The sequence below is a fragment of the Desulfofalx alkaliphila DSM 12257 genome (genome assembly GCF_000711975.1).
Lineage (GTDB): Bacteria > Bacillota > Desulfotomaculia > Desulfotomaculales > Desulfohalotomaculaceae > Desulfofalx > Desulfofalx alkaliphila.
The window spans coordinates 39,405-64,485 of sequence record NZ_JONT01000003.1 but is presented as its reverse complement, the minus strand read 5'-3'; the positions used below and the strand labels follow the sequence as shown (position 1 = coordinate 64,485).

At 43.5% G+C, this 25,081-nt stretch carries 27 protein-coding genes; 26 read left to right on the top strand and 1 reads right to left on the bottom strand.

The window, feature by feature from the left end; all coding sequences use genetic code 11:
• The first annotated feature begins 111 nt into the window (after positions 1–111).
• The 13 genes from BR02_RS0103210 to BR02_RS0103150 all read left to right on the top strand — a co-directional run bounded on the left by BR02_RS0103210 (position 112) and on the right by BR02_RS0103150 (position 11,146).
• Complete coding sequence (locus tag BR02_RS0103210) at positions 112–1,239, top strand: glycosyltransferase (protein ID WP_031514125.1); 1,128 nt, start codon at positions 112–114, stop codon at positions 1,237–1,239.
• On the top strand, positions 1,236–2,516 hold the full coding sequence (locus BR02_RS0103205) for an O-antigen ligase family protein (protein WP_031514123.1): 1,281 nt from the start codon (positions 1,236–1,238) through the stop codon (positions 2,514–2,516). The genes BR02_RS0103210 and BR02_RS0103205 overlap by 4 nt, the downstream gene beginning before the upstream one ends.
• Before the next feature lie 38 nt (positions 2,517–2,554).
• Positions 2,555–3,745 (top strand): glycosyltransferase, encoded by a 1,191-nt coding sequence (locus tag BR02_RS14700; RefSeq protein ID WP_031514121.1) that lies wholly within the window; start codon positions 2,555–2,557, stop codon positions 3,743–3,745.
• Between the two features lie 48 nt (positions 3,746–3,793).
• Positions 3,794–4,909, top strand: a complete 1,116-nt coding sequence (locus BR02_RS0103195) for a polysaccharide pyruvyl transferase family protein (RefSeq protein WP_031514119.1) — start codon at positions 3,794–3,796, stop codon at positions 4,907–4,909.
• A gap of 8 nt (positions 4,910–4,917) precedes the next feature.
• Positions 4,918–6,450 (top strand): lipopolysaccharide biosynthesis protein, encoded by a 1,533-nt coding sequence (locus BR02_RS0103190; protein WP_031514117.1) that lies wholly within the window; start codon positions 4,918–4,920, stop codon positions 6,448–6,450.
• An 18-nt stretch (positions 6,451–6,468) separates the two neighbouring features.
• Positions 6,469–7,617 (top strand): Coenzyme F420 hydrogenase/dehydrogenase, beta subunit C-terminal domain, encoded by a 1,149-nt coding sequence (locus tag BR02_RS0103185; protein WP_051688102.1) that lies wholly within the window; start codon positions 6,469–6,471, stop codon positions 7,615–7,617.
• 35 nt (positions 7,618–7,652) lie between these two features.
• Positions 7,653–8,543, top strand: coding sequence for a UTP--glucose-1-phosphate uridylyltransferase GalU (galU, locus tag BR02_RS0103180; RefSeq protein WP_031514113.1), 891 nt, complete (start codon positions 7,653–7,655; stop codon positions 8,541–8,543).
• A 17-nt stretch (positions 8,544–8,560) separates the two neighbouring features.
• Positions 8,561–9,028, top strand: a complete 468-nt coding sequence (locus BR02_RS0103175) for a VanZ family protein (RefSeq protein WP_034638784.1) — start codon at positions 8,561–8,563, stop codon at positions 9,026–9,028.
• Between the two features lie 154 nt (positions 9,029–9,182).
• The gene (locus BR02_RS0103170) at positions 9,183–9,476 is read left to right on the top strand and encodes a hypothetical protein (protein ID WP_031514108.1); all 294 of its coding nucleotides are present in this window, start codon (positions 9,183–9,185) and stop codon (positions 9,474–9,476) included.
• Between the two features lie 207 nt (positions 9,477–9,683).
• Positions 9,684–9,893 carry a hypothetical protein gene (locus BR02_RS0103165; RefSeq protein WP_031514106.1) on the top strand — a complete coding sequence of 70 codons (210 nt, stop codon included), beginning with the start codon at positions 9,684–9,686 and terminating at the stop codon, positions 9,891–9,893.
• 208 nt (positions 9,894–10,101) lie between these two features.
• Entirely contained in the window at positions 10,102–10,587 is a 486-nt protein-coding gene (locus tag BR02_RS14695; protein ID WP_031514104.1) for an RNA polymerase sigma factor, read from the top strand.
• 78 nt (positions 10,588–10,665) lie between these two features.
• The gene (locus BR02_RS0103155) at positions 10,666–10,890 is read left to right on the top strand and encodes a DUF1659 domain-containing protein (RefSeq protein ID WP_031514102.1); all 225 of its coding nucleotides are present in this window, start codon (positions 10,666–10,668) and stop codon (positions 10,888–10,890) included.
• A 34-nt stretch (positions 10,891–10,924) separates the two neighbouring features.
• Positions 10,925–11,146, top strand: a complete 222-nt coding sequence (locus BR02_RS0103150) for a DUF2922 domain-containing protein (RefSeq protein ID WP_031514100.1) — start codon at positions 10,925–10,927, stop codon at positions 11,144–11,146.
• Between the two features lie 52 nt (positions 11,147–11,198).
• On the opposite strand, the gene BR02_RS0103145 is transcribed toward BR02_RS0103150, so the two are convergent.
• On the bottom strand, positions 11,199–11,750 hold the full coding sequence (locus BR02_RS0103145) for a CBO0543 family protein (RefSeq protein WP_051688101.1): 552 nt from the start codon (positions 11,748–11,750) through the stop codon (positions 11,199–11,201).
• A gap of 207 nt (positions 11,751–11,957) precedes the next feature.
• On the opposite strand from BR02_RS0103145, the gene BR02_RS0103140 reads away from it, so the two are divergent.
• The 13 genes from BR02_RS0103140 to csaB all read left to right on the top strand — a co-directional run bounded on the left by BR02_RS0103140 (position 11,958) and on the right by csaB (position 25,053).
• A complete protein-coding gene (locus BR02_RS0103140) occupies positions 11,958–12,524 on the top strand; it encodes a copper amine oxidase N-terminal domain-containing protein (protein WP_031514097.1) in 567 nt (188 codons plus the stop codon).
• Positions 12,511–12,636 carry a hypothetical protein gene (locus BR02_RS15970; RefSeq protein ID WP_274377102.1) on the top strand — a complete coding sequence of 42 codons (126 nt, stop codon included), beginning with the start codon at positions 12,511–12,513 and terminating at the stop codon, positions 12,634–12,636. Before BR02_RS0103140 ends, BR02_RS15970 begins: the two co-directional genes overlap by 14 nt.
• A 14-nt stretch (positions 12,637–12,650) precedes the next feature.
• Entirely contained in the window at positions 12,651–12,839 is a 189-nt protein-coding gene (locus tag BR02_RS0103130; RefSeq protein WP_031514096.1) for a YvrJ family protein, read from the top strand.
• Positions 12,840–12,849: 10 nt separating this feature from the next.
• Positions 12,850–13,413 carry a D-Ala-D-Ala carboxypeptidase family metallohydrolase gene (locus tag BR02_RS0103125; protein ID WP_238442393.1) on the top strand — a complete coding sequence of 188 codons (564 nt, stop codon included), beginning with the start codon at positions 12,850–12,852 and terminating at the stop codon, positions 13,411–13,413.
• A 61-nt stretch (positions 13,414–13,474) separates the two neighbouring features.
• Positions 13,475–13,735 carry a hypothetical protein gene (locus BR02_RS0103120; protein ID WP_031514092.1) on the top strand — a complete coding sequence of 87 codons (261 nt, stop codon included), beginning with the start codon at positions 13,475–13,477 and terminating at the stop codon, positions 13,733–13,735.
• A gap of 141 nt (positions 13,736–13,876) precedes the next feature.
• Positions 13,877–14,605 (top strand): WecB/TagA/CpsF family glycosyltransferase, encoded by a 729-nt coding sequence (locus tag BR02_RS0103115; protein WP_031514090.1) that lies wholly within the window; start codon positions 13,877–13,879, stop codon positions 14,603–14,605.
• A 131-nt stretch (positions 14,606–14,736) separates the two neighbouring features.
• The gene (locus BR02_RS0103110) at positions 14,737–15,933 is read left to right on the top strand and encodes an LCP family glycopolymer transferase (protein WP_051688100.1); all 1,197 of its coding nucleotides are present in this window, start codon (positions 14,737–14,739) and stop codon (positions 15,931–15,933) included.
• Positions 15,934–15,991: 58 nt separating this feature from the next.
• On the top strand, positions 15,992–17,563 hold the full coding sequence (locus tag BR02_RS0103105) for a DUF4127 family protein (RefSeq protein ID WP_031514086.1): 1,572 nt from the start codon (positions 15,992–15,994) through the stop codon (positions 17,561–17,563).
• Between the two features lie 161 nt (positions 17,564–17,724).
• Positions 17,725–18,171, top strand: a complete 447-nt coding sequence (locus tag BR02_RS0103100; protein WP_031514083.1) for a hypothetical protein — start codon at positions 17,725–17,727, stop codon at positions 18,169–18,171.
• A 13-nt stretch (positions 18,172–18,184) separates the two neighbouring features.
• Positions 18,185–20,047: an FAD-dependent oxidoreductase gene (locus BR02_RS15390; RefSeq protein ID WP_051688099.1), complete on the top strand. Its 1,863-nt coding sequence runs from the start codon at positions 18,185–18,187 to the stop codon at positions 20,045–20,047.
• 6 nt (positions 20,048–20,053) lie between these two features.
• On the top strand, positions 20,054–21,880 hold the full coding sequence (locus BR02_RS0103090; protein ID WP_031514080.1) for an FAD-dependent oxidoreductase: 1,827 nt from the start codon (positions 20,054–20,056) through the stop codon (positions 21,878–21,880).
• 121 nt (positions 21,881–22,001) lie between these two features.
• Positions 22,002–23,960 (top strand): DUF5693 family protein, encoded by a 1,959-nt coding sequence (locus BR02_RS0103085; protein ID WP_031514078.1) that lies wholly within the window; start codon positions 22,002–22,004, stop codon positions 23,958–23,960.
• A complete protein-coding gene (gene csaB / locus BR02_RS0103080) occupies positions 23,953–25,053 on the top strand; it encodes a polysaccharide pyruvyl transferase CsaB (RefSeq protein ID WP_031514076.1) in 1,101 nt (366 codons plus the stop codon). The genes BR02_RS0103085 and csaB overlap by 8 nt, the downstream gene beginning before the upstream one ends.
• Positions 25,054–25,081 lie beyond the last annotated feature (28 nt).

The window sequence follows — 25,081 nt, the reverse complement described above, 5'->3', positions numbered from 1 at the left end:
TAAATCCCTTGAGAAAATTAAAAAGGATTTTCGTAAAATGTATTTGTAATAGATAAAAGTTTCTCATGGAGAAGAATAGTTAGTTCATAAAAATCATAAAGGGCTGAATTTATGAAAGTATTAATAGTTTCGAGGGGTTATCCAACTGAAAAATATAAAATGAATGGCATTTTTGAATTTGACCAAGTAAAGGCTCTTGTTAAAGCTGGTGTTGAAGTGGTATATGCTGTAATAGATGTTAGATCTATACGCAGATGGCGAAAATGGGGCTATGAAAGCTTCGTTAAAGAAGGGGTACAAATAGAGGCCATAAATATTCCTTGTGGTAGGATACCTAATTATATTTTAAATAAAATCAAAAAAGCTGCATTAAATAGGTTATATAAAAAAATAGTCAATAAGTATGGAGAACCGGATATAATTCATTCTCATTTTATTGGTATGGGATATATAACTGCTGAGTTATTTAAAAACTCAGGTATTCCATTAATACATACGGAACACTTTTCGGGAATGAACCAAGATGAGCTAAGTGGCTATCATCAGGATATAGGCAATAATACATATATTTATATGAAAAAAGTAATAACTGTTAGTAATTATTTAGCTGATAATTTAAAAAATAAATTTGGAGTAGCCTCGATAGTAATCCCTAACATAGTTGATACATCAAACTTTCGGTATAAACCTTTTAATAAATTTTACGATACATTTAATTTTATATCAGTTGGTAACTTGTTAGCAAACAAACGAATGGTCTTATTAATCAAATCATTTTATGATGCATTCAAAGGTAAGAAAAAAATAAAATTATACATTTATGGAGAAGGGCCAGAAAGAAAAACTCTTGAAACATTAATTAAAAAATTGGATTTGGCAAATCAAGTGTTTTTAGAGGGGTTAGTGGATAGGAAAACTATTGCAAAAAAAATGCAAGAAAGTCATTGTTTTGTCTTGGCATCAAAGCTAGAAACCTTTGGGGTAGCCTATATTGAAGCCATGGCAACAGGACTTCCGGTTATTGCTACTAAGTGTGGTGGCCCAGAAATGTTTATTAATGATAAAAATGGCTTATTAATTGAAGTAGATAATAAAATAGAATTAACAGAAGCCATGAAATATATGAAACAACAAAGTGGTAAATATAATAGAAAAAGCATAGCGACAGAAATAAAAGAAAAATTCTCATCAGAGGTTGTTGGGGGAAAAATAATTAGGGAATACAGGAGAATTTTATGATAGATAGGCATAATTATGAAAAACATTCATCTAGTAACCTATGGATGATTTATATAATAGTTTTTTCAATAATATTAATTCCTGATATTAGAATTACTAGCTTACCCGCATTTAGAGTAGAACAAGTTATAGTAGTTATTTGTGCAATTTTTTTGTACATGAAACTAATGTTAAGAAAGAAAACTGGGATAAATAGACAAAACATAAGGTTTCCAGTTCTATATCTAAGTTTTTCTTTTTTTATAATATTATCCATATTGGTGGGTTCAATTAAAGGAATAAAAGTTTTACCTAGCGATTTCTTTGAGTTGTATAAAATTTTTATTTATCTTGGAATTTATTTAATTATTTTATTGACAATTAAAAATGAAAAAGATAAACTCAAGATTTTAAAATTTACAATTTTTATATTATTAATATCTGTGGCAATTGCTACTCAACAATACTTTAATTTATTTAATCTAAATGAAAAATATGTTCAAATAATAGCACCTACTCAATTTAGAACTTTAGTTAATAATTATCCTTTTCCAAGGGTAATTGGCATGACATCTAATCCTAATGAATATGCAGTTATGCCAGGGATAGGGGCTATATTGTCTTGGGGTTTATATTTAAAAACCAAAGAGAAAAAGAATATCTTATATATGATGGTGTTTATTGTAGGAGTACTTATGACTCTATCTAGAAGTGGATTTCTTTTTATGAGTGTTGGTATAATCATGTTTACCTTTTTATATTTATTTAGCTCTAATATAAGTAATTTTCTTAAAGGAAATATTAATTTAAAAGCAGTAAAAGTTGTTATTTTTTCCGTTGTATTTTTAATAACTATCGGCACTATAATATTCAATTTCCTGCCTCAAGAGCTTACTTGGAGACTTATGAGGGGAATTAATATAGGAACAGACTCAAGTTTTCAAGCAAGACTCTCAAATTGGGAAGAACATATTGTACACTTTAAAAGCAGTCCAATATTTGGGTTAGGACCTGCTAAGTCAATTGAATATGAACATTCAGTAGATAATGAGTGGTTGCTATTTTTAAAGAGATATGGAATTGTAGGTACGATTTATATTGTTTTCATTTTTATATTTCCCGTTATTAAAAGTAAACGTAGTTTTTTTAAATATCTATATTTGTCTATATTAATTGGAAGTGCAATATACATGATACCATCTATTATTTACAATTGTTTTCAAATTATGCCTTTAATAATGATTTTGGCAGCTTTAGTACCTGATAGTAAAATCATCAAGAAAATAAATTCATCTTAAATATATAGAAAAAACAGATCTTTATGAGGGGAATAAGAATGAGGATACTCTTAATTACAACACTATATCCTGGATATGTAAGTCAATCTAATATACAAGCGACACATGCCGTACATAATTTTGCAAAGGAATGGGTTAAAGAAAATGAATTAAAGGTAATAAGACTATGGCCATATTACCCTAATATATTTAGATGTTTAAAAAAAACAAAGACAATGAATAAGCTAGCGTATGAAGAAAGTTTCATTTTAGACAATGTCAATATTTATAGAGTACCTATTCCTAAAATCCCCAAAGTAAGATATCGGAACAAAGATATAAGACTCGTTGCGAAGAAAATTATAAAAACAATAATTAACAAAGAAAACCCTGATATAATAATATGTGACATGTTAAATCCATCAATTTATATAGGGGAATTAGTTGCAAAGGCATGTCATAGTGTTTTATTAGCAAGCTTACACAATTCTGATATAGTATATCTATCTAAGAAGAAAAATTATAAAAGATTTATAAATACTGATCAAAATGTAGATAAAATAGTGTTTAGATCAAAAAAGATTAAAGAAAACTTTTTAAAAGTATATGATGGAAACAAAAATGAAAAAGATTACTATAAGATATTATTTGGAATTAATAAAACAGATATTATAAATAGTAACAAATTAGAAAGAAAAATTGCAAATGCTAATAAAATTATTATGATTGCATGTAGCTTGAAAAAAATAAAAAAAGTAGATGTATTAATAAATGCATTTGCACGAATAAAAGACAAAAAAGGTTATATTCTGAAAATTATAGGGGATGGACCTGAACGAGTGAGGCTGGAAAAACAAGTTAAAGCTCTAGGAAGTGAAGATTATATTTATTTTGAAGGTGAAAAAACTAGGGATGAAACACTAGCGTTAATGGAAGAAGCAGATATATTTGCAATGGTAAGTTCACCTGAAACATTTGGGTTAGTTTATGTAGAAGCCATGGCAAAAGGATGTATAACCATAGGCTCTAAGGGTGAGGGAATTGATGGGGTAATAATTGATGGTGAGAATGGTTTTTTGTGTATTCCAGATGACATTGAGAATTTAAAAGTAACTTTAGAAAAAGCAATTATGTTAAACATAAAAGACAAAAAAAGAATTATATATAGTGCAATAGATACTGCAAGTGTCTTAAATCATGAAGATTTAGCAGCCAAATTTTTAGAAAGAATCAAAAACGACATGGATTAATGAAGGTGTTAATTATAATAAATTCAGAAGGATAACAGGGGCAGGGCTATGAGAAAAATTGCAATATTAACATTAAATGGTTATTTTAATTATGGTAATAGATTGCAAAATTATGCAATGCAAGAAGTGCTAGAAAATTCGGGGTTTTATTGTGAGACAATTATTAATGATAGAGCAAAAAGCGGGGTAAGCCTAGAAAGAAGAATCAATAATCTAAGAAAGAGTAGTATTAAAGAAATATATATTAAAACTTACAATAGAATCTGGAAAAATATAAGAAAAGATACCATTGCAAAAAGAACTGAAGAATTTAAAAGGTTTACTTTAAAATACATAAAAGAAACCGACTATGCTATTTCTAAAAGTGATATTCCAGGAAACTTATCTGAACGATATGATTATTTTGTTACTGGCAGTGATCAAGTTTGGAATCCTAATAATCTGCATGGCACTTCTTTCTTTTTCCTGACCTTTGCAGAAAAACATAAAAGAATAGCCTATGCACCGAGTTTTGGTATATCTGAAATAAAACCGGAATTCACAAAAAATTATAAAAAATGGCTTTCCGGTATGCACAAGTTGTCTGTTAGAGAAGATGATGGTGCTAAAATAATCAAAGAGTTAACCGGTAGGGATGCTCCAGTATTAGTTGATCCGACACTACTTTTAACGAAGGAAAAGTGGTTATCTATAGCAAAACAAGCTAATAACAAACCTAAAGGAAAATATCTATTAACTTATTTTTTAGGTGGTATGCCAGATAATTATAAAAAGCAAATTAAAAACATAGTTAAAGAAAACAAATTGGAAGTAATTAACCTAGGGGATATTAGAGAAAAGGAAACTTATCGTACAGGCCCTAGTGAATTTATAGATTATATTAATGACTGCAGTATATTTTGTACAGATTCATTTCATGGTGCAGTTTTTTCAATACTTTTAGAAAAGCCTTTTATAGTGTTTGAAAGGATGGGTTCTACTTCAATGTATTCTAGAATTGATACGCTTTTAAATAAATTCAAATTGAACTCTAGAAAAGCTGAAAACATATCATGGCAAGATAATGTATTCGAAACTGATTACTCTCATGTGCCACCAATTTTAGAAGCTGAAAGGAAGAAATCACTAGACTATTTAAAAAATGCTTTGGAGATTGAGGATTAGAATAAATTATGAAGGTAAACCAATTAAAGGCTGGAGCTGCCTTATCATATATATCTATGGGGTTAGGTTATGTAGTATCAATTATCTATACTCCAATAATGCTAAGATTACTTGGGCAGAGCGAATATGGTCTTTATAACCTAGTAGCAGCAGTTGTTGCTTATTTAGGAGTATTAAACTTTGGGTTTGGCAGTGCTTATATGCGTTACTATTCAAGGTATAAAGTTCAAGCAGATAAAGAAAAAATTGCTACTTTGAATGGTATGTTTTTAATTATTTTTTCCATTCTTGGACTGATAGCTGTTTTTGCTGGAACAATATTAGCTTTAAATACTGAAGCGATTTTTGGATCGGAGCTTACTAGTACCGAGTTATCCAGAGCAAAGATATTGATGATGATCCTCGTAATAAATTTAGCTATCTCATTTCCTAACATTGTTTTTACTGCTCACATTACCGCCAATGAACGGTTTATCTTTCAAAAATTAGTTCAAATGATTAAAATTGTAGTCAATCCATTTGTTGTATTACCCGTTTTGCTTATGGGTTACGGTTCTGTAGGAATGGTGGTTATGACTACTGCTCTAAATATTTCTATTGAGATTATTAATGCCATTTATTGTATTAAAAAACTAAAAATGAGATTTTCTTTTAGGAAATTTGATTTTAAGTTGATGAGGGAAATGACGGTTTTCTCTTCATATATCTTTATTAATCTAGTAATTGATCAGATTAATTGGAATGTTGATAAATTTATTTTAGGTAGATTCCATGGAACGATTTCTGTTGCTATTTATGGTCTAGCAGCACAGTTAAATACTTATTATTTGTCGCTTTCAACGGCTATATCTAGTGTGTTTATTCCCAGGGTGCATAGACTAGTGGCCAGTGCTGACAATAACGATGAGTTAGCTAAGTTATTCACGAGAATTGGAAGAATACAGTTTATTATACTTTCATTAATTTTAACGGGTCTAATCTTTTTTGGTAGACCATTTATTAATATGTGGGCAGGTAATAATTATGATGGTTCGTACCCAGTAGTTTTATTATTAGCAATACCTGTAACTATACCACTCATTCAAAACATAGGAATAGAAATACAACGAGCAAAAAACATGCATCAATTTCCAACTTGGGTCTATTTGTTTATTGCAATTATTAATGTAATAATAACAATCCCTTTGGCAAAGATGTATGGTGAAGTAGGAGCTGCCATTGGTACAGCCACTGCACTTATAATTGGAAATGGATTCATTATGAATTGGTATAATCATGTTAAAGTTGGCTTAGATATGAGGTACTTTTGGAAACAGATACTTAGTTTCCTGCCAGCTTTAGTACTGCCAATACTGGTTGGTATATTAATAAATAAAATGTTTAACCTTTATAATATATTATCCTTCTTAGGATTTGGAATCATTTATGTTATCATATTTTGCACTTCAATGTGGCTTCTTGGAATGAATCAATACGAGAAGGACTTGATCGGAAAACCAATAAGAAGAGTTGTTGGACGGGTATTTAAGTGGGATAATTAGCTAATAGGTGGGTGTGCTATGATCGATAAAGAGTTAAAAGAAAAGAAGGACTGTATGGGATGCCATGCATGTGAAAATATATGTCCTACAAACTCTACTTCTATGGAAACAGATGAAGAAGGATTTTTATATCCATCGGTTGACTATAGTTTATGCATAAAATGTAATAAATGCGCAAATGTATGTCCAATAATTAATAGAAAGCAAGTATTTAATGATCCGATTGCATATTCGTGTATTAATAATGATGAAAAGATTAGATTAGATAGCTCATCTGGTGGTATTTTTACATTAATTGCAGAACAGGTAATAGACCAAGGTGGGGTTGTTTTTGGAGCGAGCTTTAACAATGAATTTGAAGTAGAGCATAGTTTTGTGGAAACAAAAAGAATACTTTGGAAACTTAGAGGTTCAAAGTATGTCCAAAGTAAGATAGGGGATTCGTATAAGCAAGCAAAAGAGTTTTTGCAATCAGGTAGAGAGGTACTATTTACAGGTACGCCTTGTCAGATTGCAGGACTTAAGAATTTTTTAGGTGAGTCATATACTAATCTTTTTATGATAGATATTATTTGTCATGGGGTACCTTCTCCGGATGTTTGGAGAAAATATGTAAAATTTCGTGAAAAATTTGCCGGTTCACCGGCAAAGAGAATTGCTTTCAGACGGAAGGATGACGGCTGGAAGCAATACTCTGTATTATTCTTATTTAAGAATAATACAGAGTATCTGCAAAATCTTCGTAAAGATTTATACATGAGAGCCTTTTTAAAGGATGTCTGTTTAAGGCCATCTTGCTACCATTGTAAATTTAAAGGATTAAACCGTCAAAGTGATATAACTTTGGCTGATTTTTGGGGTATTCAAAACATATTACCCGAAATGAATGATGATAAGGGAACTTCATTACTATTTATAAATAGTAAGGCTGGACAAGTGTTATTTGATGAAATAAAAGATGGGATGATGTATCAGGAAGTTGATATACAAGAAGCTGTTAAATATAATTCGGCAGCAATTAAGTCCGTGCATTTTAATCCAAAACGTGATGCATTTATGTCAGAAAAGGACAATTTACCTTTTGATAAGTTAGTGAATAAGTATTGTACAGATCCTTGCCGGCAGGTAGTTAAGTCAACATTTAAAGACATATCAGATGTGATCTAGGGATTTATATAGTAGGGATTAAGGGGGCCAGCTAAATGAATGTACGCAAAGCAATTATACCGGCGGCAGGTTTAGGTACTCGTTTCTTACCGGCTACAAAGGCACAACCTAAAGAAATGTTACCCATAGTGGATAAACCAACACTACAATACATTATCGAAGAGGCTGTGGATTCTGGTATAGATGAAATATTGATTATCACCGGCAGAAACAAAAAGTCCATTGAGGATCACTTTGATAGATCCATCGAACTAGAGCTTGAATTAGAGAAGAAGGGCAAAGATGATCTGCTAAAAGAGGTTAGGAAAATCTCAGATATGGTGAATATTCATTATATCCGTCAAAAGGAGCCAAAGGGATTAGGCCATGCCATTTACTGCGCCAAAAGCTTTATCGGCAATGAACCCTTTGCAGTGCTATTAGGGGATGACATAGTCTATGCAGATAAGCCTTGCCTAAAGCAAATGATAGAGGTTTATCAAGAATATAAGACCACAGTTTTAGGGGTTCAGGAAGTACCGGAAGAAGATGTTAATAAATATGGCATAGTGGATGGAAAACATATCGAGGGTAAGGTATATAAGGTTAAGGATTTAATAGAAAAACCTGCTATAAAAGATGCACCCTCTAATGTAGCTATTTTAGGTAGATACATTATTAATTCCGCTATATTTGATATTCTAGAACATACCCAACCGGGAAAAGGTGGAGAGATTCAACTAACTGATGCCTTAAAAGAACTGGCTCGGCAAGAGGCGGTTTATGCTTATAGCTTTGAAGGTAGAAGGTATGATGTAGGAGACAAACAGGGCTTTTTAGAGGCCACTGTAGAGCATGCATTAAGAAGAGAAGATTTGCGAGAAGGATTTCTAGAGTACCTAAGAAAGATTATTGCACTTGATGAGGCAGCGGTTACTAAAGAGTGATAAAAAAGGAAAAATATATGTCCATTAAAAAATTTCTTTCTTGGTCACTTGTTATTCTATGGATGGCATTGATATTCCATTTATCACACCAGCCGGCAACAGTATCAAACGAATTAAGCACAGGAATAACAGAGCTTATTGTAAAAACAGTAGAAAAAATTGCTCCCAATGCGGAGTTTGATATAAGAAGTTTCAATAATATAGTAAGAAAGAACGCCCACTTTTTTGCCTATTTGGTATTGGGCATGTTAGTGATAAATGCCCTTAGAAGAAGTGGTGTACCTGGTTACCGCAGCGTGCTTATAACTCTGGGAATTTGTGTTCTTTATGCCATATCGGATGAAATCCATCAATTATTTATCCCCGGCAGAAGTGGAGAGGTTCGGGATGTTTTAATTGATAGCACCGGGGCCAGCCTTGGGGTTGCCATTTACTGGGCAGCTAGTCGTTTGGTAAAGGGAAGTAAAACTAAAGATAGAAATTAAATACCCCGTCGAGCTGCAGTTCTGGTCCGACAGGGTATTTTTTTGACCAAATACTTTATCGTGTTAATAAGGTAAATGCTTTATAGGTGTTGTTAAAACCGGTGTTGACAATACTGCCGGTATAAGAAACAATAGGGCGTGGGGGGATAACAACATGAAATATAAAAACCCTAAATATAGAAAAAAAAGAAACACCTTTCCGCTTGAGGTTTCCTGTGGGAATTGCAAAACACCCATGGTAATATATGCAAAGGGTAGTAAGGGGAATTTAATAAAGCTGCAGGTTCATAGAATCATAGCATCTGCTGTGGATCTTGAAAATAACGAGGGCCACCTAATATGTACTAATTGCAAGGAAGAGCTTGCGTGGAAAGGCAGTTTCGATGGCAATGAAACCTATTGGATTATTAGGGGAAAGGTCAACAGCAAAAGGTTAAGTGGCTATTGATGGGTACCTTCCTAGGGCTTAGGGGGGTACTTTTTGTTTCCAAAAAACATCTCAGACTTAGAAAAACCGGGTTTTCCTTATTATGGTAGAGTTTTCTGAATTATTTGGTTAATTATGGCTTGTTTAGCGGGTGGCACAGAACAAATGTTCGGTGCTATAATATGCCTACATTAATCCATACAAGCTCTACAAGGGGGGTGGGTTTTTATGCTGCAACAGATTTATTGCCCGGTCTGCAGCCGGCGTCTCTTTGATCTGGATGGTGCCCCGGAAAAGGGTGGGGTATTTATTAAATGCAGCCAGTGCAGAAATATAATTAAAATATCTTTTAATGGCTGCGGGCTAACCCGCAGGGTGGTAGCCAGAAGAAAAGTAAAGGGTAATGTAAGAGATACCGAGCAAGGGCACCGTACATAATGAGTGACCTAATGGCCGGATAGCTACTTTGACAGTAGTTATCCGGCTTTTTTCATTTTGTGCAGGTGCAATTTCATAGGGGAGTACCGAGCGGTGGAGTCGCTGTGAACTACCAAAGGGCCGGACAGAGCTAATTAATTTTAGCTGCTGTTCGGCTTTTTTTCTTTTCTCCCAGGACAAGCCCAGATTTTCTAAGGAGAGATGTTAAATGATTAGAACTAATAAAAAAATGAAAAGGGTGGGCTGCTTTCCCACCCGCACCCCAAGGAAGGACGATTTCAGTGAATATGTCTATTGCTTTGCTGACGGCAGTAAGTCGGTAATAGCCAGAAGCGAACTAAGTCCGGAGATTGATGCGGTGATGTATGAAATGCTTAGGGCAGAGGGCAATAATAACGAGGTGCAGATTGAAAAGCACAGGGCCTATGCCAAAGGGCAGGAAAAGCAAGATGCCTTACTTCATATGCAGCCTTCAAGCGGTGATTTTGAAGAGAATGTGATTTTAGGTGTGGAGCTGCGGGAGGCAATGAAATTATTGCAAGCCCGGCAGCGAGAATTAATTTATAAAAAGTTTATTGAGGGTAAAAGTAATACCCAGATTGCCAGGGAGGAGGGGGTTACCGAGGGTGCTATCCGGGCCAGACTAAGAAAGATCAGGAATAAATTGAGGCTCTTCAAGGGCTCAATGAATTGAGCCCCTGCCAGATAAAAATATTAATGGGGCTACGATTATAACCAATAAAAAGGCTATAGGGTGAAAGGGGGAGATAAGATGGCTGTTATCAGAAATATTACTGACTCTACACTGCGTTTAAAGCTGCAAACCGGCACTGACCATCAGGGCAATCCGGTTTTTGTAAACCGGTCCTACCGAAACATAAAAATGGATGCCGAGGATCAAAAGGTCTATGAGGTGGCCGAGCTGCTGGCAGGTTTGCAGACCTTTACGCTAAATGCCATAGAACGAATTGATGCCAACCAGTTGATTGAACAGTAAAAGGACAAAATTTATAGGATAGGAGGAAGGTCCAATGGGTGCTACTTTGGAGATGATCTTTGTCAATGCCGGTGGCAGCAGGGTAACACTGCGTGTGGCAGATCCCCAGCCTGCTCTTGACGAGCAGCAAGTGAGGGATGCCATGGAAGCAATTGTGGAAAAGGATGTGTTTACCAGCAGCGGCGGCAGTCTGGTGGGTATTGTGGCAGCTAGAATTGTAACCCGTGAAGTAACTGATTTAAACATTTTGCAGTAGTTAACCGGGGTGGGGATATTTGCCCCACCCCTATTAGCTATATTCAGAAATGTCAAAGGCCCCTGGCAGAAATCTTTATAAGCTTTATCATTACATATTTAAAGGCAAGGGCAATGGCAAAGTAGATGGGAAAAGAATAAAAATAACTCCAATTTATGAGCAGATAAAGATCCATCCATACCAGTAATGGTTCAGAGATAAAGGCAAAAACCGCTGAAACAAGAATACTGGCAATTATGAATGATTTCCAGCCATTAAAAAACTGGTAAATCACCATATATATAACCGGCATCACAGCCATGTCGTAGGTGACAAAAACATCAAAAAAAGGCACTATCCGGTGCCTGTAGTCCCATAGGTCAAACTCTACACCCACTGCATCAAGAATTATGGATATCATCATAACAAAAAAGCCATAGGTAAGTATTTCAAATAGGCGTTTGCGATCTACAATTTTCCACCAGATAATCCAAGGGATTATAGTAAGGGCCAGCATAAGCCACCATTCCCAGTGAAGAAAGGTCTCTTTCAACCAGTATTCCCGCAGCAGCCTATCAGCCTCCGACTGTGCTTGAATTTCCCTATAGTGCAGGAAGAGCCCCACGACCAACCCCCCTAAATCGAAAAATATTTGCAAAATTCCATAAATATTATCTCCTGTCTGGGATTTATCTATGTTCTGGAAGGATTTTTACATAAAACGTCAAACTAGTTTTTAGTAAACCAATAGGAAGGGGGTTGTCAAAAACAGCATTAGTACAGAATAGCAAGTTAATTTTATAAAAATTATAAGAGGGGGAAAAGGTAAGAGATGAAAAAGAGACTAATCACACTTTTAACTTTATGTATTTTCTTCTTCAGTACCAGCCTAGCCATGGCAGCGTCACCGTCCATCTATATTAACGGAGACCAATTAGTTACAGAAAAACCTGCTATTGTTAAGGACGGCAGAACCCTTCTGCCTTTAAGGGTTGTTTTTGAAGCGCTGGATCAGGAAGTTAATTGGAATGCTGAAAATAAGTCCATTACTTCCGGTGATATTTGGCTGCAAATAGACAACCCGGTTGCCAAAGTTGACGGCAAAGAGATGAAGTTAGATGTACCGGCCCAATTAATTGACGGCAGCACCTATGTGCCCTTGCGCTTTGTTGCCGAAAGCCTAGGTAAAGAAGTTAATTGGATTGCTAATGAAAAACGCATTGACATCATTGACATTGAAGATGAAGAAGAACTAGATGAAGAAGAATTAGATGAAGAAGAAGAGTTAGATGATGAGGAACTGGATGATGAAGAAGCATTAGACGACGAAGAAGATGAAGAAGAGGAAGATGAAGAAGAAGACGAAGACGAAGAAGTAGAAGAGGATGAAGAAAAATAAAAAATTAGCTGCGAAAAGAGAAAGCTGGGGTTGTTCCCAAGCTTTCTTTTTATTTGCCCTGGGCGGCCAAGATTTGGGCTACGAAATTACCCTTCCCGAAGGCAATAGGTAAAGAGGTGATATATCATGGAAGAACTACTGCAAGCCATTGGCAACTACGGCTTTCCCATGGTAATTGCCGGCTACCTCTTGGTGAGAATGGAGCCGGTCATAAGGGATCTGCAGCGGTCGGTGACTTTGCTAACCATGGTGGTAGCCAGGCAGTCTGATATAGATGTGGAACATTTAAAGAAGATAGTTGACGGGAAGTGGTAGTGTGCTGCAAATGGGAAGTAAAGGCAGTGAAGTGGTAGAACTGCAAAGGCAGCTGGCGGCGGCAGGCTTTAAGCCCGGGCCGGCGGATGGCATCTTTGGCCCGCTGACCAAAGATGCCGTGCTGGCTCTACAGGGTTACTGCGGTTTATCCATGGACGGCATTGTGGGGGAAGAAAGCCGGCGGGCCCTGCAGCTGCTGGGCGGCGGCCCGGCGGTACAGAAGAGAAGGCTTACCGCCAACTTTAAAGAGGGGGAGTTTGCCTGCCCCTGCTGCGGAAGGTTAAAGATAAATATCCGCCTGGTGCACCTGTTAGAGCGGCTGCGGTCCGGCTTGGGCAATTATCCGGTGGTAATTACATCGGGCTATCGCTGCCCACAGCACAACCGCCGGGTGGGCGGGGCCACCGGCAGTGAACATGTGCTGGGCAATGCCGCCGACATAAGGGTGCAGGGCACTGCACCGGAAAAGGTGGCGTCGGCTGCCGAAGGCCTGGGCTTTCCTGGGGTGGGCAGGTACAGCAGTTTTACCCATGTGGATGTGCGGCTTGGCCACTTGGCAAGGTGGAGAGGTTAGGCGGTAAAGGGTAGTACGAATTTGCCCTTTTGGGGGCTATAGGTAAAGGGGGGAAGGTCCAATGGGTGCAAAATTTAAGGCCTGCATTAAAAAAATAGAAATCTACAATAAAATAATGGCCGGCAGCGGTGAGCAGTGTATTAAGGTAACGCTGGGGGATATTGATTTAACCAATGAAAACTTAATTGAACTGCGAAAGTATAAGCCCGACCGGCCGGTTGAGGTGGCAATTATGGGGGCGGAAGAGGAAGAAATTTTCAGCCTGGTGGAAGACCAAGAAGAACCGCCGGAGGCTTCAGTAATAAAGATGTTTAATTTCTAGTGGCGGACTCTGTCCGCCTTTTTTGTGTCAGGTGGCCGCAAGAGATTTGTAAGGGCAGTAAAAGAGTGGTAATATTAAAAAAGTAAAGTAACTGGATGTAATTTATGACTTTGATGCTGTGAGCCATGGAGGGATTTGACATTGCGAATTGAGCTGCTGGGCGCCTACATTGATGCCTTAAATATGAATGAAACGGTGGATAAGTTGGCTGGGTTTGTCAAGAGCGGCCGGCCCCACCAGGTGATTACATTAAACCCGGAATATTTGTACCGGGCCCAAGGACGGCAGGACTTGCTTGATTTGGTCAACCGGGTGGACTTGGTTACCGCCGACGGCACCGGCATTGTTTGGGCTGCCAAAATGGCCGGCACACCGGTGCCCGAGCGGGTTACCGGCATTGACTTAATGCTGCGCCTGTGTGCCCGGGGAGATTATGAGGGCTGGCGGGTCTTTTTATTGGGGGCATCCCCGGGGGTGGCCCAAGAGGCCGGAGAGAAACTAAAGGAGCAGTTTCCCGGCCTGGACATAGTCGGCACCCACCACGGCTACTTTACCGACGGCGAAAGCCGGCGGATTGTGGATTTAATCTGTGAGGCAAAACCCCACCTGCTTTTTGTGGCCCTGGGCATGCCCCGGCAGGAGGAGTGGATTGCCAGGCACCAGCCAAAGATGGGTGTGCCGGTGGCCATGGGGGTGGGCGGCAGTTTTGATGTGATATCCGGCCGTAAAGAGCGGGCACCCCTGTGGGCCCAAAGGATGAAAATAGAATGGCTGTACCGGCTGGTAAAGGAACCGTCCCGATTTAGGCGGCAGTTGGTGCTGCCTAAGTTTGCAGCCCTGGTTATAAAAAGGTATGTGTGGAAGGCATAAAAACAAAAAAATTGAGAACCTTTTTGGTGCTTGCCCCGTCCTATACATAAGGAGCCTTAGCTTGTGGTTGAATTATTAACTAACCTGCGATAAAATAGTCTTATTAGGCACCGCGAGAAAGGGGTGTAAAAGTGGCGAAAAAAATTAGGATTAAGAAAAAACTTCCTTTAATAATATTTTCCTTACTGATGGTAGGGGTCTTTTTTGTCGGTTACGCAGTGGCAACGGAATTTTTCTTCCCCAAACATCCCACCAGTGTAGTTAATGACGATGAAAAAGACGATAAGGACATCTTAAATGAGCGGCTAAACTTCCTGCTGTTGGGTATGGATGCCCGGGACGGTGAAGCTGTGGCCCGCACCGACTCGATTATCTTTGTCAGCATAGATAAAGAGTCCAACCAAATGTCCATGCTGTCAATACCCAGAGATACCAGGGTACAGATACCCGGCTACGGCAATGATAAAATTAACGCAGCCAACGTATTTGGCGGGCCGGAACTGGCCAGTGAAGCGGTATCTAAGCTCTTGGGGGTCGATATAGACTATTATGTATTAACTAACTTCAACGGCTTTAAGGGTATAGTGGATGCCATTGGCGGCGTAGATTATTACGTAGACCGGGATATGAGATATTATGACCCCGTGGATGGAACCCGCATCGAACTCAAAGAGGGCCAGCAGGTACTGGATGGAGACAAGGCCCTGCAGCTGGTGCGCTTCCGCAATTACCCAAACGGTGACATTGAACGGGCAGAACAGCAGCAGCGGTTTTTAAAGGCCCTTGCCCAGCAGATGCTGCAGCCCAGCACTGTCACCAAGATACACAGGTTGGTGCCGGCCATTAACGATGCCGTGGAGACTAACCTTGGTGTAAGTCAAATGATAAGACTGGCTAAGGCAGCTGCCAACTTTGGCAGTGCTGAAATAGTTACCCAAACACTGCCCGGGCGTTTTGCGGATATAGACGGCATCAGTTATTGGTTTGTGGAGCCGGAAGATGCTCACCAGGCTGTAATGGCCCTGTTTGAAGGTAAAACCTTAGATGTAATTCAAGGTACCACCATTGTGCAGAACACCAAACCGACACCGCCCCCGGCCCAAAAGCAGGAAGAGCGAAAGGACGAGAATAAGGATGTGAACACTGAGCAAGAGGTGCAGGGCAGTGATGCGGAACCTGTGGGTGAAACGAACAAACCGGAAGAGGAAACCGAAGAAGGGGATAATCCGGTAAAGGATGAAGACACAGGTACAGCACCGGAACCGGCACAGCCGGAAAGCAATGACGACACAACCCCATGGCTGCCTTCGAACGATGAAGTACAATGATATAATTAAAGATAAGAAACCCAGGCAACGCCTGGGTTTATCTATGAGGTGAGCTGCTTTGAAAAAAATATTTTGCCTGCTTTTGTCTATTTTAATTGTCATAGCCGCCGGGTGCACCGCCAAGGCAGACGGTAAAGAAAAAATTCTTTATGTGCCCCTGGATGAGCGGCCGGTAAACTATGCTTATGTTGTGGAAACCCTTAACTTTGCGGAGCATTCTATAGAATTGGTCGCTCCGCCGGCGGAGCTGCTGCCGAAAATAAAGCGGCCGGCAGATACAGCCAAGCTGTGGCAGTGGGTTTTTGACAGGGCCCCCGATGCGCACTATATTGTGCTTTCTGCCGACACCATGGTTTACGGCGGCCTTACCCCCTCCCGCATTCACTCCCTGGGGGAGGATTATCTAACCCAGATGGTGGATAACTTTGCTAAGATAAAGGAAATAAACGCTGACGTACAGTTGTATGTTTTTGATACGGTGATGCGCACCCATAGGGCCAATACCGACCTTGCCGAGCCGGATTATTACGCCACCTACGGCAGCCGCATCTTTAACATTACTGCCCTGCAGGATAAGGCTGAAAGGGAGGGGCTTTCTGCGCCGGAGGAGCGGCAGTTAAGTAGGCTTCTGCAAGAGGTGCCTTTGGAGGTGTGGGACGATTGGATGGCCCGACGGCATAAAAACTTTGCGGTAAACCAAGAGTTGATTAACTTAACCCGGCAGGGCACAATTGATTTCTTCATTTTATGCCGGGACGACACCGCATCTTATTCGCAGAGCAGCAGGGAGTACCGCCAGCTGGCCCAAGTGGCTGCGGGCTTGCCGGCGGATAAATATGTCTCTTTTCCCGGCGCTGACGAAGTGGGCCTGGTCCTCTTAACCAGGGCGGTGAACCAAAGCCAGCAAAGGGAACCCCGGGTTTTTGTGCACTATGCCCTGGGGGTAGGGAAAGAAACAATACCCAGATATGAGGATCAGCAAATATGGCAAAACATTGAGGCCCATATTTATGCCGCCGGTGCAAGGCCCACTGACCGTGTTGTGGAGGCAGACTTAATTTTAGCGGTAAACACCCCGGAGGACGGCATCACCGGTGAGGCCGGGGAAAAGGGCAATGTGGCAGCGGAAGATGAGGTGATTGAGCACCTTGTCAGCCACCTTGAAGGCTATGTGGCCCGGGCCAGCAGAATTGCGGTGGCCGATGTTTCCTTTTCCAATGGCAGTGACAATGCCTTGCTCAGTTCCTTGGCCCGCCGGGGGCTCCTGGCCAAGCTTGATGCTTACGGCGGCTGGAACACCGCCGGCAATGCCATGGGCTATGCCCTAAGCCAGGGACTGCTGACGGAATATATGGACCAGGAGGCTGCTAAACACTTGCTGGCGGTGCGGCTTTTGGACGACTGGGGCTACCAAGCCAACGTAAGGGGCCAAGTTAACCGGGAGCTGGTTGCCGCCTTGGGGGCCGACGGTAACCGTTTGGGTGCTGCCGGGGAAGAGGTAACAAGGGAAGTGGAAGTTAGGTTAAATGACTTTGCCAGGGAGCATCTGGCGGAGTTCAATATCGGTGAGGTAAAGGTAACCCTGCCTTGGAACCGCACCTTTGATATTTATGTGCAAGTTAAACCATGATTTAAGGGGACGGTTTCCATGTGGGAAGCCGTCCCTACGTATTTCTGGAAGCCTTTGTTTTTATAGGAAATTGGCAGGTATTTTAGCGGTGCTTGTCGAAACATTTTGGGGTGTAACTGCGTCATATAGGTGAGTAGTTTTTTAGGGGGAGGTTCATACTAATGAAGAGAATAATTGCCATTGTTGGCATAGCGGTACTCTTGGCTGCAATCTATACCGGTTTTGGTTGGGCCAACTCCGGCAGTCCCGGCAGTTCTTCCGACCCGCTGGTAACCCGCAGTTTTGTAGAACGGTATGTCAGTGACCGGTTGGCCGGCCTTGGTGGCGGTCAGGCGGCTGCCGGCGGCTGGGAAATTGAAGAAATTAAGGCCGGGGGTATTTTTGAGGGGGCAGCGGGTACTGAAGTGGTGCTGCGCTCCGGCCGGGCCACCTGTATTGATCCTTCTAAAAGCGGCATCCTTAATATGACCAAGGGCGACAACGTACATAACGGACAAAAGATCCCCAGCAACAACATGCTGATTATCCCCAGGGATGACGGCCGGGGTATTAAGGCAGAAACAGAGATCATTATTATGTATAAGGGTGCGGGTACCATCAGTTATTAAGGTAGGAAGATTGATGAAAAGAAGATGCGTTATTTTAATAACCATAGTGCTGGCACTGGGTCTTGCACTCTTTTATCTCTCCCAAATTCCGGAGCCTGACCCTTTAGCCCAGCTTCCGCCGCAGGTGCCGGAGGTTACCGCAGAAAATTATCAGCTGATAGTGGTGGGCAGTGACCCCGAAGGTATAGCTGCCGCGGTGGCCGGGGCCAGAAATGGGCTGACCACACTGTTGGTGGATGACCGGCCGGTCTTGGGTGGCTTGATGACCCTGGGCTGGCTGAACACCATTGATATGAATTATGACCCCAACAAGGAAATATTGAACAAGGGTATCTTCTTGGAGTTCTTTAACCAGGTGGAGGGGGACTCCTTTGACGTTAATACCGCCCAGCGGGTTTTTAACCGGATGGTGGAAAATGAGCCCAATTTAAGCCTGCTGTTAGAGGCCCATGACATTGAGCCCATCGTGAATGAAGGTGAACACCTGCCGGCGGTTACCGGAGTGAGCCTGACCGATAAGGACGGAAAGAGGCGGGAATTTACCGCCCCGGTGGTGATAGATGCTACCCAGGATGCAGACCTGGCCGCAGCGGCCGGTGTACCCTACAGCCTTGCCTTAGAGGACATGGGCTACCAAGACAGGTATGTGGCCGTTACCCCGGTTTTTCAGTTAAAAAATGTCTCCCGCCTGGATTGGCTGCACATGGGTGCAGCTTTACTGTGGGAAAGGTTAACCGGCGAACATGCCGGCATTAACCTGGTCAGTGCCTGGGGTTTTCGGGAAGTGATGAACCAATATCAGTCCCACAATGAACAGGTGGGTATCAGGGGTTTAAACATAGGGCGGCAAAATGACGGCACCCTTTTGGTTAATGCCCTGCATGTGTATGATATAAATCCTTTGGATGAAGAAGAACTGGCAGAGGCCTATCGGCTGGCAGAGGCCGAGCTGCCGCACATTGTCCGGTACCTTAGGGAGAAGATACCGGGCTTGAAAAATGCCCAGCTGATGGCCCTTGCCCCGGAGCTGTATGTGCGGGAATCGCGGCATATATATGGTGAATACCGGCTCACTGTGGACGATGTGCTGGAAAACAAAGACTTTCCCGACGCCGTTGCCTATGGCTCCTATCCCATTGACATTCAAGCCACCGCTGCGGACTTTCGCGGCGCGGTGGTGGGTGCGCCCGCCCAGTACGGCATTCCCCTGCGGTGTTTTGTGCCCCAGGGTGTGGACGGGCTCTTGGTGGTGGGCCGTTCCGCCAGCTTTGACTCACTGGCCCACGGCAGTGCCCGGGTGATTCCGGTGGGTATGGCCGCCGGGGAAGCAGCTGCCACGGCGGCGGCCTTAAGCCTTGAAACCGGGGTGGGCCTGCGGCAGTTATGCCACGATAAGCAATTGATGGATAGGTTGAGGGAAAGGCTTAGGGGGCAGGGCATGAAAATAGAGCCCTTTCACTACCCGGCGCCGGAAACGGACCATTGGGCCTATGAAGGTTTGAAATTTGTGCGCGGCCTGGGCTTGGTGTTTGGCGGCTACAAAAACCAATACCATTTGGACGATGAAATACCCGAAGAACAATTTATTAACCTGCTGTCCTGGGTGACCCGCCTGGCCGGGCCGGAGGGCATAGAGCGCCCCCATTTGTACGTGGAAGGAAAGCCCTTGGCCTTAAGGGACATTTCATATATGATAATCCGCTACCGGGGGCAGGACCTGCCCAAGGATCAGGCCCTGCAGTTATTAATGGAAGAAGGTTTTTACCGGCAGCAGGTGTTGGATAACATAGAAGCCAGGGGCGGCAGGATAAGCAAGGGTGCTGCCTATATGGTGTTAAAGGATTATGCTGAGTACATGAATGAAAGTGAGGAATAGGAATCAATGACACTGCTTTTTAATAGGTCTGTCAACATTTTATTGGTCTTAGTATTGGCTGCTGCAATGCTGTTTGCCGGTGCGCCCGGTGCCGCTGCCGGTGAATGGGAAAATCAATATGACCTGATAGTGGTGGGCAGTGATCCCGAGGGTATTGCTGCGGCGGTATCCGGAGCCAGAAACGGGCTGGACACCCTGCTGGTGGATACCCGGTCCCAGGTGGGGGGCTTGATGACCCAGGGTTGGCTTAACACCATCGACATGTGTTATGCGCCAAACCGCTACGGACCCAAAAGTAAAAACCAAGTGTTAAACGAAGGAATTTTCTTGGAGTTTTTCCGCCAGGTGGAGGGCGACTCCTTTGATGTGCGCACCGCCCAGCGGGTCTTTGACCAAATGCTGGCCCAGGAAGAAAACCTGGAAGTACTGTTAAATGTTAAGGAAATTAAACCGGTGGTAAGTCGCTGGAACCGCAAAGACTATGTTGACGGTGTTGAGGTGGTGACAGCCGGCGGCAAAAGGGTTACTTACTACGGGGACAGAATAATTGATGCCACCCAGGATGCAGACCTTGCCGCAGCGGCAGGTGTACCCTACAGCTACGGCCAGGCAGACAGCGGTTACCCGGACCGCAACATGGCTGTAACCCAGGTGTTTAAGCTGGGTGGGGTTACCGATGAGGACTGGCGCCTGCTGATGAGAACCCTGATTCACGACGGCGACAAAAATACCGGGGCCAACGATGTCAGCGCCTGGGGTTTCCTGGAGATAATGGAAGCCTATAAGCCCCAAAACCCGGACATTAGAATGCGGGGCTTAAACATTGGGCGGCAAAACGATGGCACGGTGTTAATTAACGCCATGCAAATTTTTAACGTCAACCCCTTAGATGCAAAGTCCCGGCAGCATGCCAAAACCATAGCCCAACAGGAACTGCAGCATGTGGTGCCCTATATCAATGAACACATACCGGGCCTTGCCAACGCCCGCCTTATGGGGCTGGCACCGGAGCTGTACGTGCGGGAATCCCGGCATATTTACGGTGAATACCGCTTAACCATTGACGATGTGTTAGAAAACAGGGACTTTCCTGACAGAATAGCCTTTGGCTCATACCCGGTGGATGTACAGGCCACCGGCTGGGAAGATATCGGTTATGTGGTGGGCAGACCCCATCAGTTTGCGGTGCCCTTTAGAAGTATTGTGCCCCAAAAGGTAGAAAACCTATTGGTGGTGGGCCGTTCTGCCAGCTTTGATTCACTGCCCCACGGCAGTGCCAGGGTAATACCGGTGGGCATGGCCACCGGCCAGGCGGCGGGGGCGGCGGCAGCCCTGAGCATTGAAAAGGATATTAGTTTTAGGGAAATGTGCCGGGACGAAAGGGCCATATCAGAATTGCAACAAAGGCTAACTAACCAAGGTATGAAACTGAACCCCATCGAGCCCACCCGGTCCTGGAATGCCGTTACTGAGCACTGGGCCTATGAAGGTTTGAAATTTGTCCGCAAGCACGGCCTTGCCATTGGCAGTTACGATAATGACTACCGCTTGGACGAGCCAATAACCGCAGAGGCTTTTATGAGCAAACTAGAGAGGTTGGCAGACATCTATGACATTAAGTCACCCCAAGGGCTGGAAATTGATCTTGACCATGGGGATGAGTTGAATGTGGAGGACGTGGAGGATATATTTTCCCAGTACGGTGACGGCCTCACTGAAAGGCATTGGAGCAGTAAAATGCGGAGAAATGCCGAAGAAAACGACGGTGTAATCACCCGGGGCAATGCCTTTGAGCTATTGAACTTTTTTGTAAACAAAATGCAGAGAAGATAGTGTTATGGGGTGGCCCTGGCCCACCCCTTTTTGTTGCCCAAAGGGGATAAGCTGTAATATAATACTAGAAAATCCGACATTTGTAAGCATAAACAAGAACTGATTGTTGGGGGAGAAAAATTTGAAACAGAAGCATCTAAACACCTTACTAATAGGCGTCATTATAATTGGCATCCTTGCCGGGGCCCACCTGGCCTTTTGGAACCGCCACCAATTGGAAAAGGACTTTAACCGGGTTGAACTGGTCATGGATTACCAGGATATTAAAAAAATCAGCGCTCTTGCCGGGGTTTCTGAAAGAGAAGCCATGGAGAGATTAAAGGATGACGGTTTAACCACCGTACTCTTTAAGGAGGCTACCATTGAAGACCTGCAGTCAAGCGGGGAGGTGGCGGTGTTTACCGGTGGGGAGTTGCTGCAGATAACGGCCATTTCCAACGGGGCGGCCCCCTGGCTGCAGGGTTTAATAGATGAGGGCGCCATCGTCAAGGAGCATTCCTATCTCTTGTTCAGCGAAGGCACCGCCTTTGAGCGGGTGTGCAGCCAACTGCAGGCAAAGACAGATAATGTTATTGTCCATCAGGAAGTAGCCGGTGTTTATCTGATTGAAACACCCATGGATTCCGACGCGCTGGGATTGGCGGGCTTAAAGTTAGGCTTGGGTTTTCCTGAAGACGCCCTCAAGGTGGTTGAACAGGCGGGCCTGTACACCATGGTGCAAATTCGAAACTGGCCCGGTGTCACTGTGCAGGGTATAGAAACAATTTTTGAGCCCTTGAGAAACCTTTCGAACCTTTCCGCCGTCTTATTTAATGATGAAATTGTACCCGGGCAGCCCCAGTTGCTGGGGGTGGTGGCTGAACAGCTTAGAAAGACACCCAATGAAACGGTGGCCACCATTGAGTTTTTTCCCCAGCAGGGCTTAGGCAATTTGGCCTTACTTTTGGATAAGAAGGTGGTGCGCCTGCACAGCATAGCCCCCAATGAGATCAATAAATACAATCCCCGGGAGGCCATTGAGCGCTACGTGCTGGCGGCTTCCGAAAGGAACCACCGGGCCCTGCTCGTCCGTCCCTTCCCCAGCACCGGGAACCAAGATGCCTTAAGCTTTTACGAAGCTTTCCTGGCTAATTTAACAGGGGAACTGCAGTCAAAGGGCCTGCAGGTGGGCAAGGCCGATAAACTGCCAGCCAGCCCGGTATCCACCTTGGTGATCTTTATAACCGGCTGGGGTGTTATTGCCGGCGGACTGCTGCTGCTTAACAGACTGGGTGTCAGAAGGGGCACCCTATTGTTGGGTGCCGCGGGATTGGTGCTGTGGGCAGGCCTATTGTATATACAACCCATGGCGGCCAGAAAACTAATGGCCCTTATTTCGGTAATTGTATTTCCTACCCTCGGGGTGCTGGCCTTTGTGCCCAGGGAGGCCATGGGCATCCCCAAGGCTGTTTTACGGCTGGTAAAAATGTCGGCGGTTTCGTTAATCGGCGCCCTGCTGATGGTGGGCCTGCTGGCCGATGTGGGCTTTATGCTCAAGCTTAATCAGTTTGCCGGGGTAAAGATTGCCCATGTGGTGCCCCTGCTGGTGGTGGGTGCTTACTTTGCTTACCGGAGCACCAAAGGGGAAAAGGCGGGGGACCGGATTTACGGTGTGTGGCAAAAACCGCTGACGGTGGGTATAGCGGTGGTGGGGGGACTGCTGCTGCTGGCCATAGCTTATTACGTCTCCCGCACCGGCAACGAGGCGGTGGCGGTGTCTCAGCTGGAGCTGCAATTTAGAAGCTTCTTGGACAACCTTTTGGGTGTACGCCCGCGCACTAAGGAGTTTTTGCTGGGCCACCCGGCCATGCTGGCATTGCTTTATTTTGGCTACCGGGACAACAGGTTTCTGCCGCTCCTGGTGGTGGGCACCATTGGTCAGATTTCACTGGTCAACACCTTTGCCCATATCCATACCCCCCTTATTATATCGCTCATTAGGGCAGGCCACGGCCTGTGGCTGGGCATTTTAATCGGAGTGCTCTTAATTGCAGCCTATAAAGTACTGGAGAAAAGACTGGGGAGGTACCTGCATGGCTAAGGTGGTGCTGTCCGGTTATTACGGCTTTGACAATATAGGCGATGAGGCTATACTGCTTAGTATCATTCAGGCCCTAAAGGAAAGGGAACCGGATATAGATATTACCGTGCTGTCTCACAACCCCCGGCGCACCGGCGACCTGTACGGGGTAAAGGCGGTAAACCGCTGGCGTTTTAAGGAAGTGAGCGCCGCCTTAAAGGAATGTGATTTGCTGATTAGCGGCGGGGGCAGCTTACTGCAGGATGTCACCGGCATAAAAAGCCTTATTTACTACCTGGGGGTGGTGTGGCTGGCCCAAAGGTATGGCAAGCCGGTCTTCTTCTATGCCCAGGGAATCGGCCCGGTGAACAGCTGGCTGGGCCGCCGGCTGATGAAGCTGGTTGTTAACAGGGTACAGGCTGTTACCGTGCGGGATGAGCAGTCACTGGATGACTTGCGGCACATGGGGGTGGCACAGCCCGCCATGACAATAACCGCCGACCCGGTCTTGGGCTTAAAGGTCACAGAAGAGCATATAAAAAGCGGTAGGGAAATTTTAAAGGGCCTGGGATTGGATTTAAGCAAACCAATACTGGGGGTATCGGTTAGGCACTGGCCGGGCAGCGTTAAGCCGCTGCAAACAGAGCTGGCCAGATGCTGCGATTATTATGTTCATAAGGGTTGGCAGGTGCTGTTTTTGCCCCTGCACTTTCCCGGTGATGTGGAACCCAGCCAAAGGGTAATTGATTTGATGTATCGCAAACACTTTATACTGCAGCGAAATCACACGGTGGGGGAATTTATGGGCATCATTGCGGCCTGTGATATGCTGGTGGGCATGCGGCTGCATTCCCTGATTATGGCGGCCATCGTCGGTGTACCGGTGGTGGGCCTGTCATATGATCCCAAGATAGACCGCTTTTTAGAGCAGCTGGATATTACCCCTGCCTGCCATGTAAATGACCAAAACTGCTGCGTGATGGGCGAACTGCAAATGATAGAGGAGGACTTGGAAAATGAACGGCAGCGTATAAAGGAAAGGGCCGATTTACTTCGGGACAGGGCCCTTCATACGGCAGAATTGGCTTTAAAATTGCTCCGCAACCGATCATGAACTACATAATATTCAGAGGAGAGCTTAA

Excerpts from the sequence above, each read along its gene's own strand:
- BR02_RS0103210 (WP_031514125.1), top strand. The coding sequence starts at position 112 with ATGAAAGTATTAATAGTTTCGAGGGGTTATCCAACTGAAAAATATAAA.
- BR02_RS0103205 (WP_031514123.1), top strand. The coding sequence starts at position 1,236 with ATGATAGATAGGCATAATTATGAAAAACATTCATCTAGTAACCTATGG.
- BR02_RS14700 (WP_031514121.1), top strand. The coding sequence starts at position 2,555 with ATGAGGATACTCTTAATTACAACACTATATCCTGGATATGTAAGTCAA.
- BR02_RS0103195 (WP_031514119.1), top strand. The coding sequence starts at position 3,794 with ATGAGAAAAATTGCAATATTAACATTAAATGGTTATTTTAATTATGGT.
- BR02_RS0103190 (WP_031514117.1), top strand. The coding sequence starts at position 4,918 with ATGAAGGTAAACCAATTAAAGGCTGGAGCTGCCTTATCATATATATCT.
- BR02_RS0103185 (WP_051688102.1), top strand. The coding sequence starts at position 6,469 with ATGATCGATAAAGAGTTAAAAGAAAAGAAGGACTGTATGGGATGCCAT.
- galU (WP_031514113.1), top strand. The coding sequence starts at position 7,653 with ATGAATGTACGCAAAGCAATTATACCGGCGGCAGGTTTAGGTACTCGT.
- BR02_RS0103175 (WP_034638784.1), top strand. The coding sequence starts at position 8,561 with ATGTCCATTAAAAAATTTCTTTCTTGGTCACTTGTTATTCTATGGATG.
- BR02_RS0103170 (WP_031514108.1), top strand. The coding sequence starts at position 9,183 with ATGAAATATAAAAACCCTAAATATAGAAAAAAAAGAAACACCTTTCCG.
- BR02_RS0103165 (WP_031514106.1), top strand. The coding sequence starts at position 9,684 with ATGCTGCAACAGATTTATTGCCCGGTCTGCAGCCGGCGTCTCTTTGAT.
- BR02_RS14695 (WP_031514104.1), top strand. The coding sequence starts at position 10,102 with ATGATTAGAACTAATAAAAAAATGAAAAGGGTGGGCTGCTTTCCCACC.
- BR02_RS0103155 (WP_031514102.1), top strand. The coding sequence starts at position 10,666 with ATGGCTGTTATCAGAAATATTACTGACTCTACACTGCGTTTAAAGCTG.
- BR02_RS0103150 (WP_031514100.1), top strand. The coding sequence starts at position 10,925 with ATGGGTGCTACTTTGGAGATGATCTTTGTCAATGCCGGTGGCAGCAGG.
- BR02_RS0103140 (WP_031514097.1), top strand. The coding sequence starts at position 11,958 with ATGAAAAAGAGACTAATCACACTTTTAACTTTATGTATTTTCTTCTTC.
- BR02_RS15970 (WP_274377102.1), top strand. The coding sequence starts at position 12,511 with ATGAAGAAAAATAAAAAATTAGCTGCGAAAAGAGAAAGCTGGGGTTGT.
- BR02_RS0103130 (WP_031514096.1), top strand. The coding sequence starts at position 12,651 with ATGGAAGAACTACTGCAAGCCATTGGCAACTACGGCTTTCCCATGGTA.
- BR02_RS0103125 (WP_238442393.1), top strand. The coding sequence starts at position 12,850 with ATGGGAAGTAAAGGCAGTGAAGTGGTAGAACTGCAAAGGCAGCTGGCG.
- BR02_RS0103120 (WP_031514092.1), top strand. The coding sequence starts at position 13,475 with ATGGGTGCAAAATTTAAGGCCTGCATTAAAAAAATAGAAATCTACAAT.
- BR02_RS0103100 (WP_031514083.1), top strand. The coding sequence starts at position 17,725 with ATGAAGAGAATAATTGCCATTGTTGGCATAGCGGTACTCTTGGCTGCA.
- BR02_RS15390 (WP_051688099.1), top strand. The coding sequence starts at position 18,185 with ATGAAAAGAAGATGCGTTATTTTAATAACCATAGTGCTGGCACTGGGT.
- BR02_RS0103090 (WP_031514080.1), top strand. The coding sequence starts at position 20,054 with ATGACACTGCTTTTTAATAGGTCTGTCAACATTTTATTGGTCTTAGTA.
- csaB (WP_031514076.1), top strand. The coding sequence starts at position 23,953 with ATGGCTAAGGTGGTGCTGTCCGGTTATTACGGCTTTGACAATATAGGC.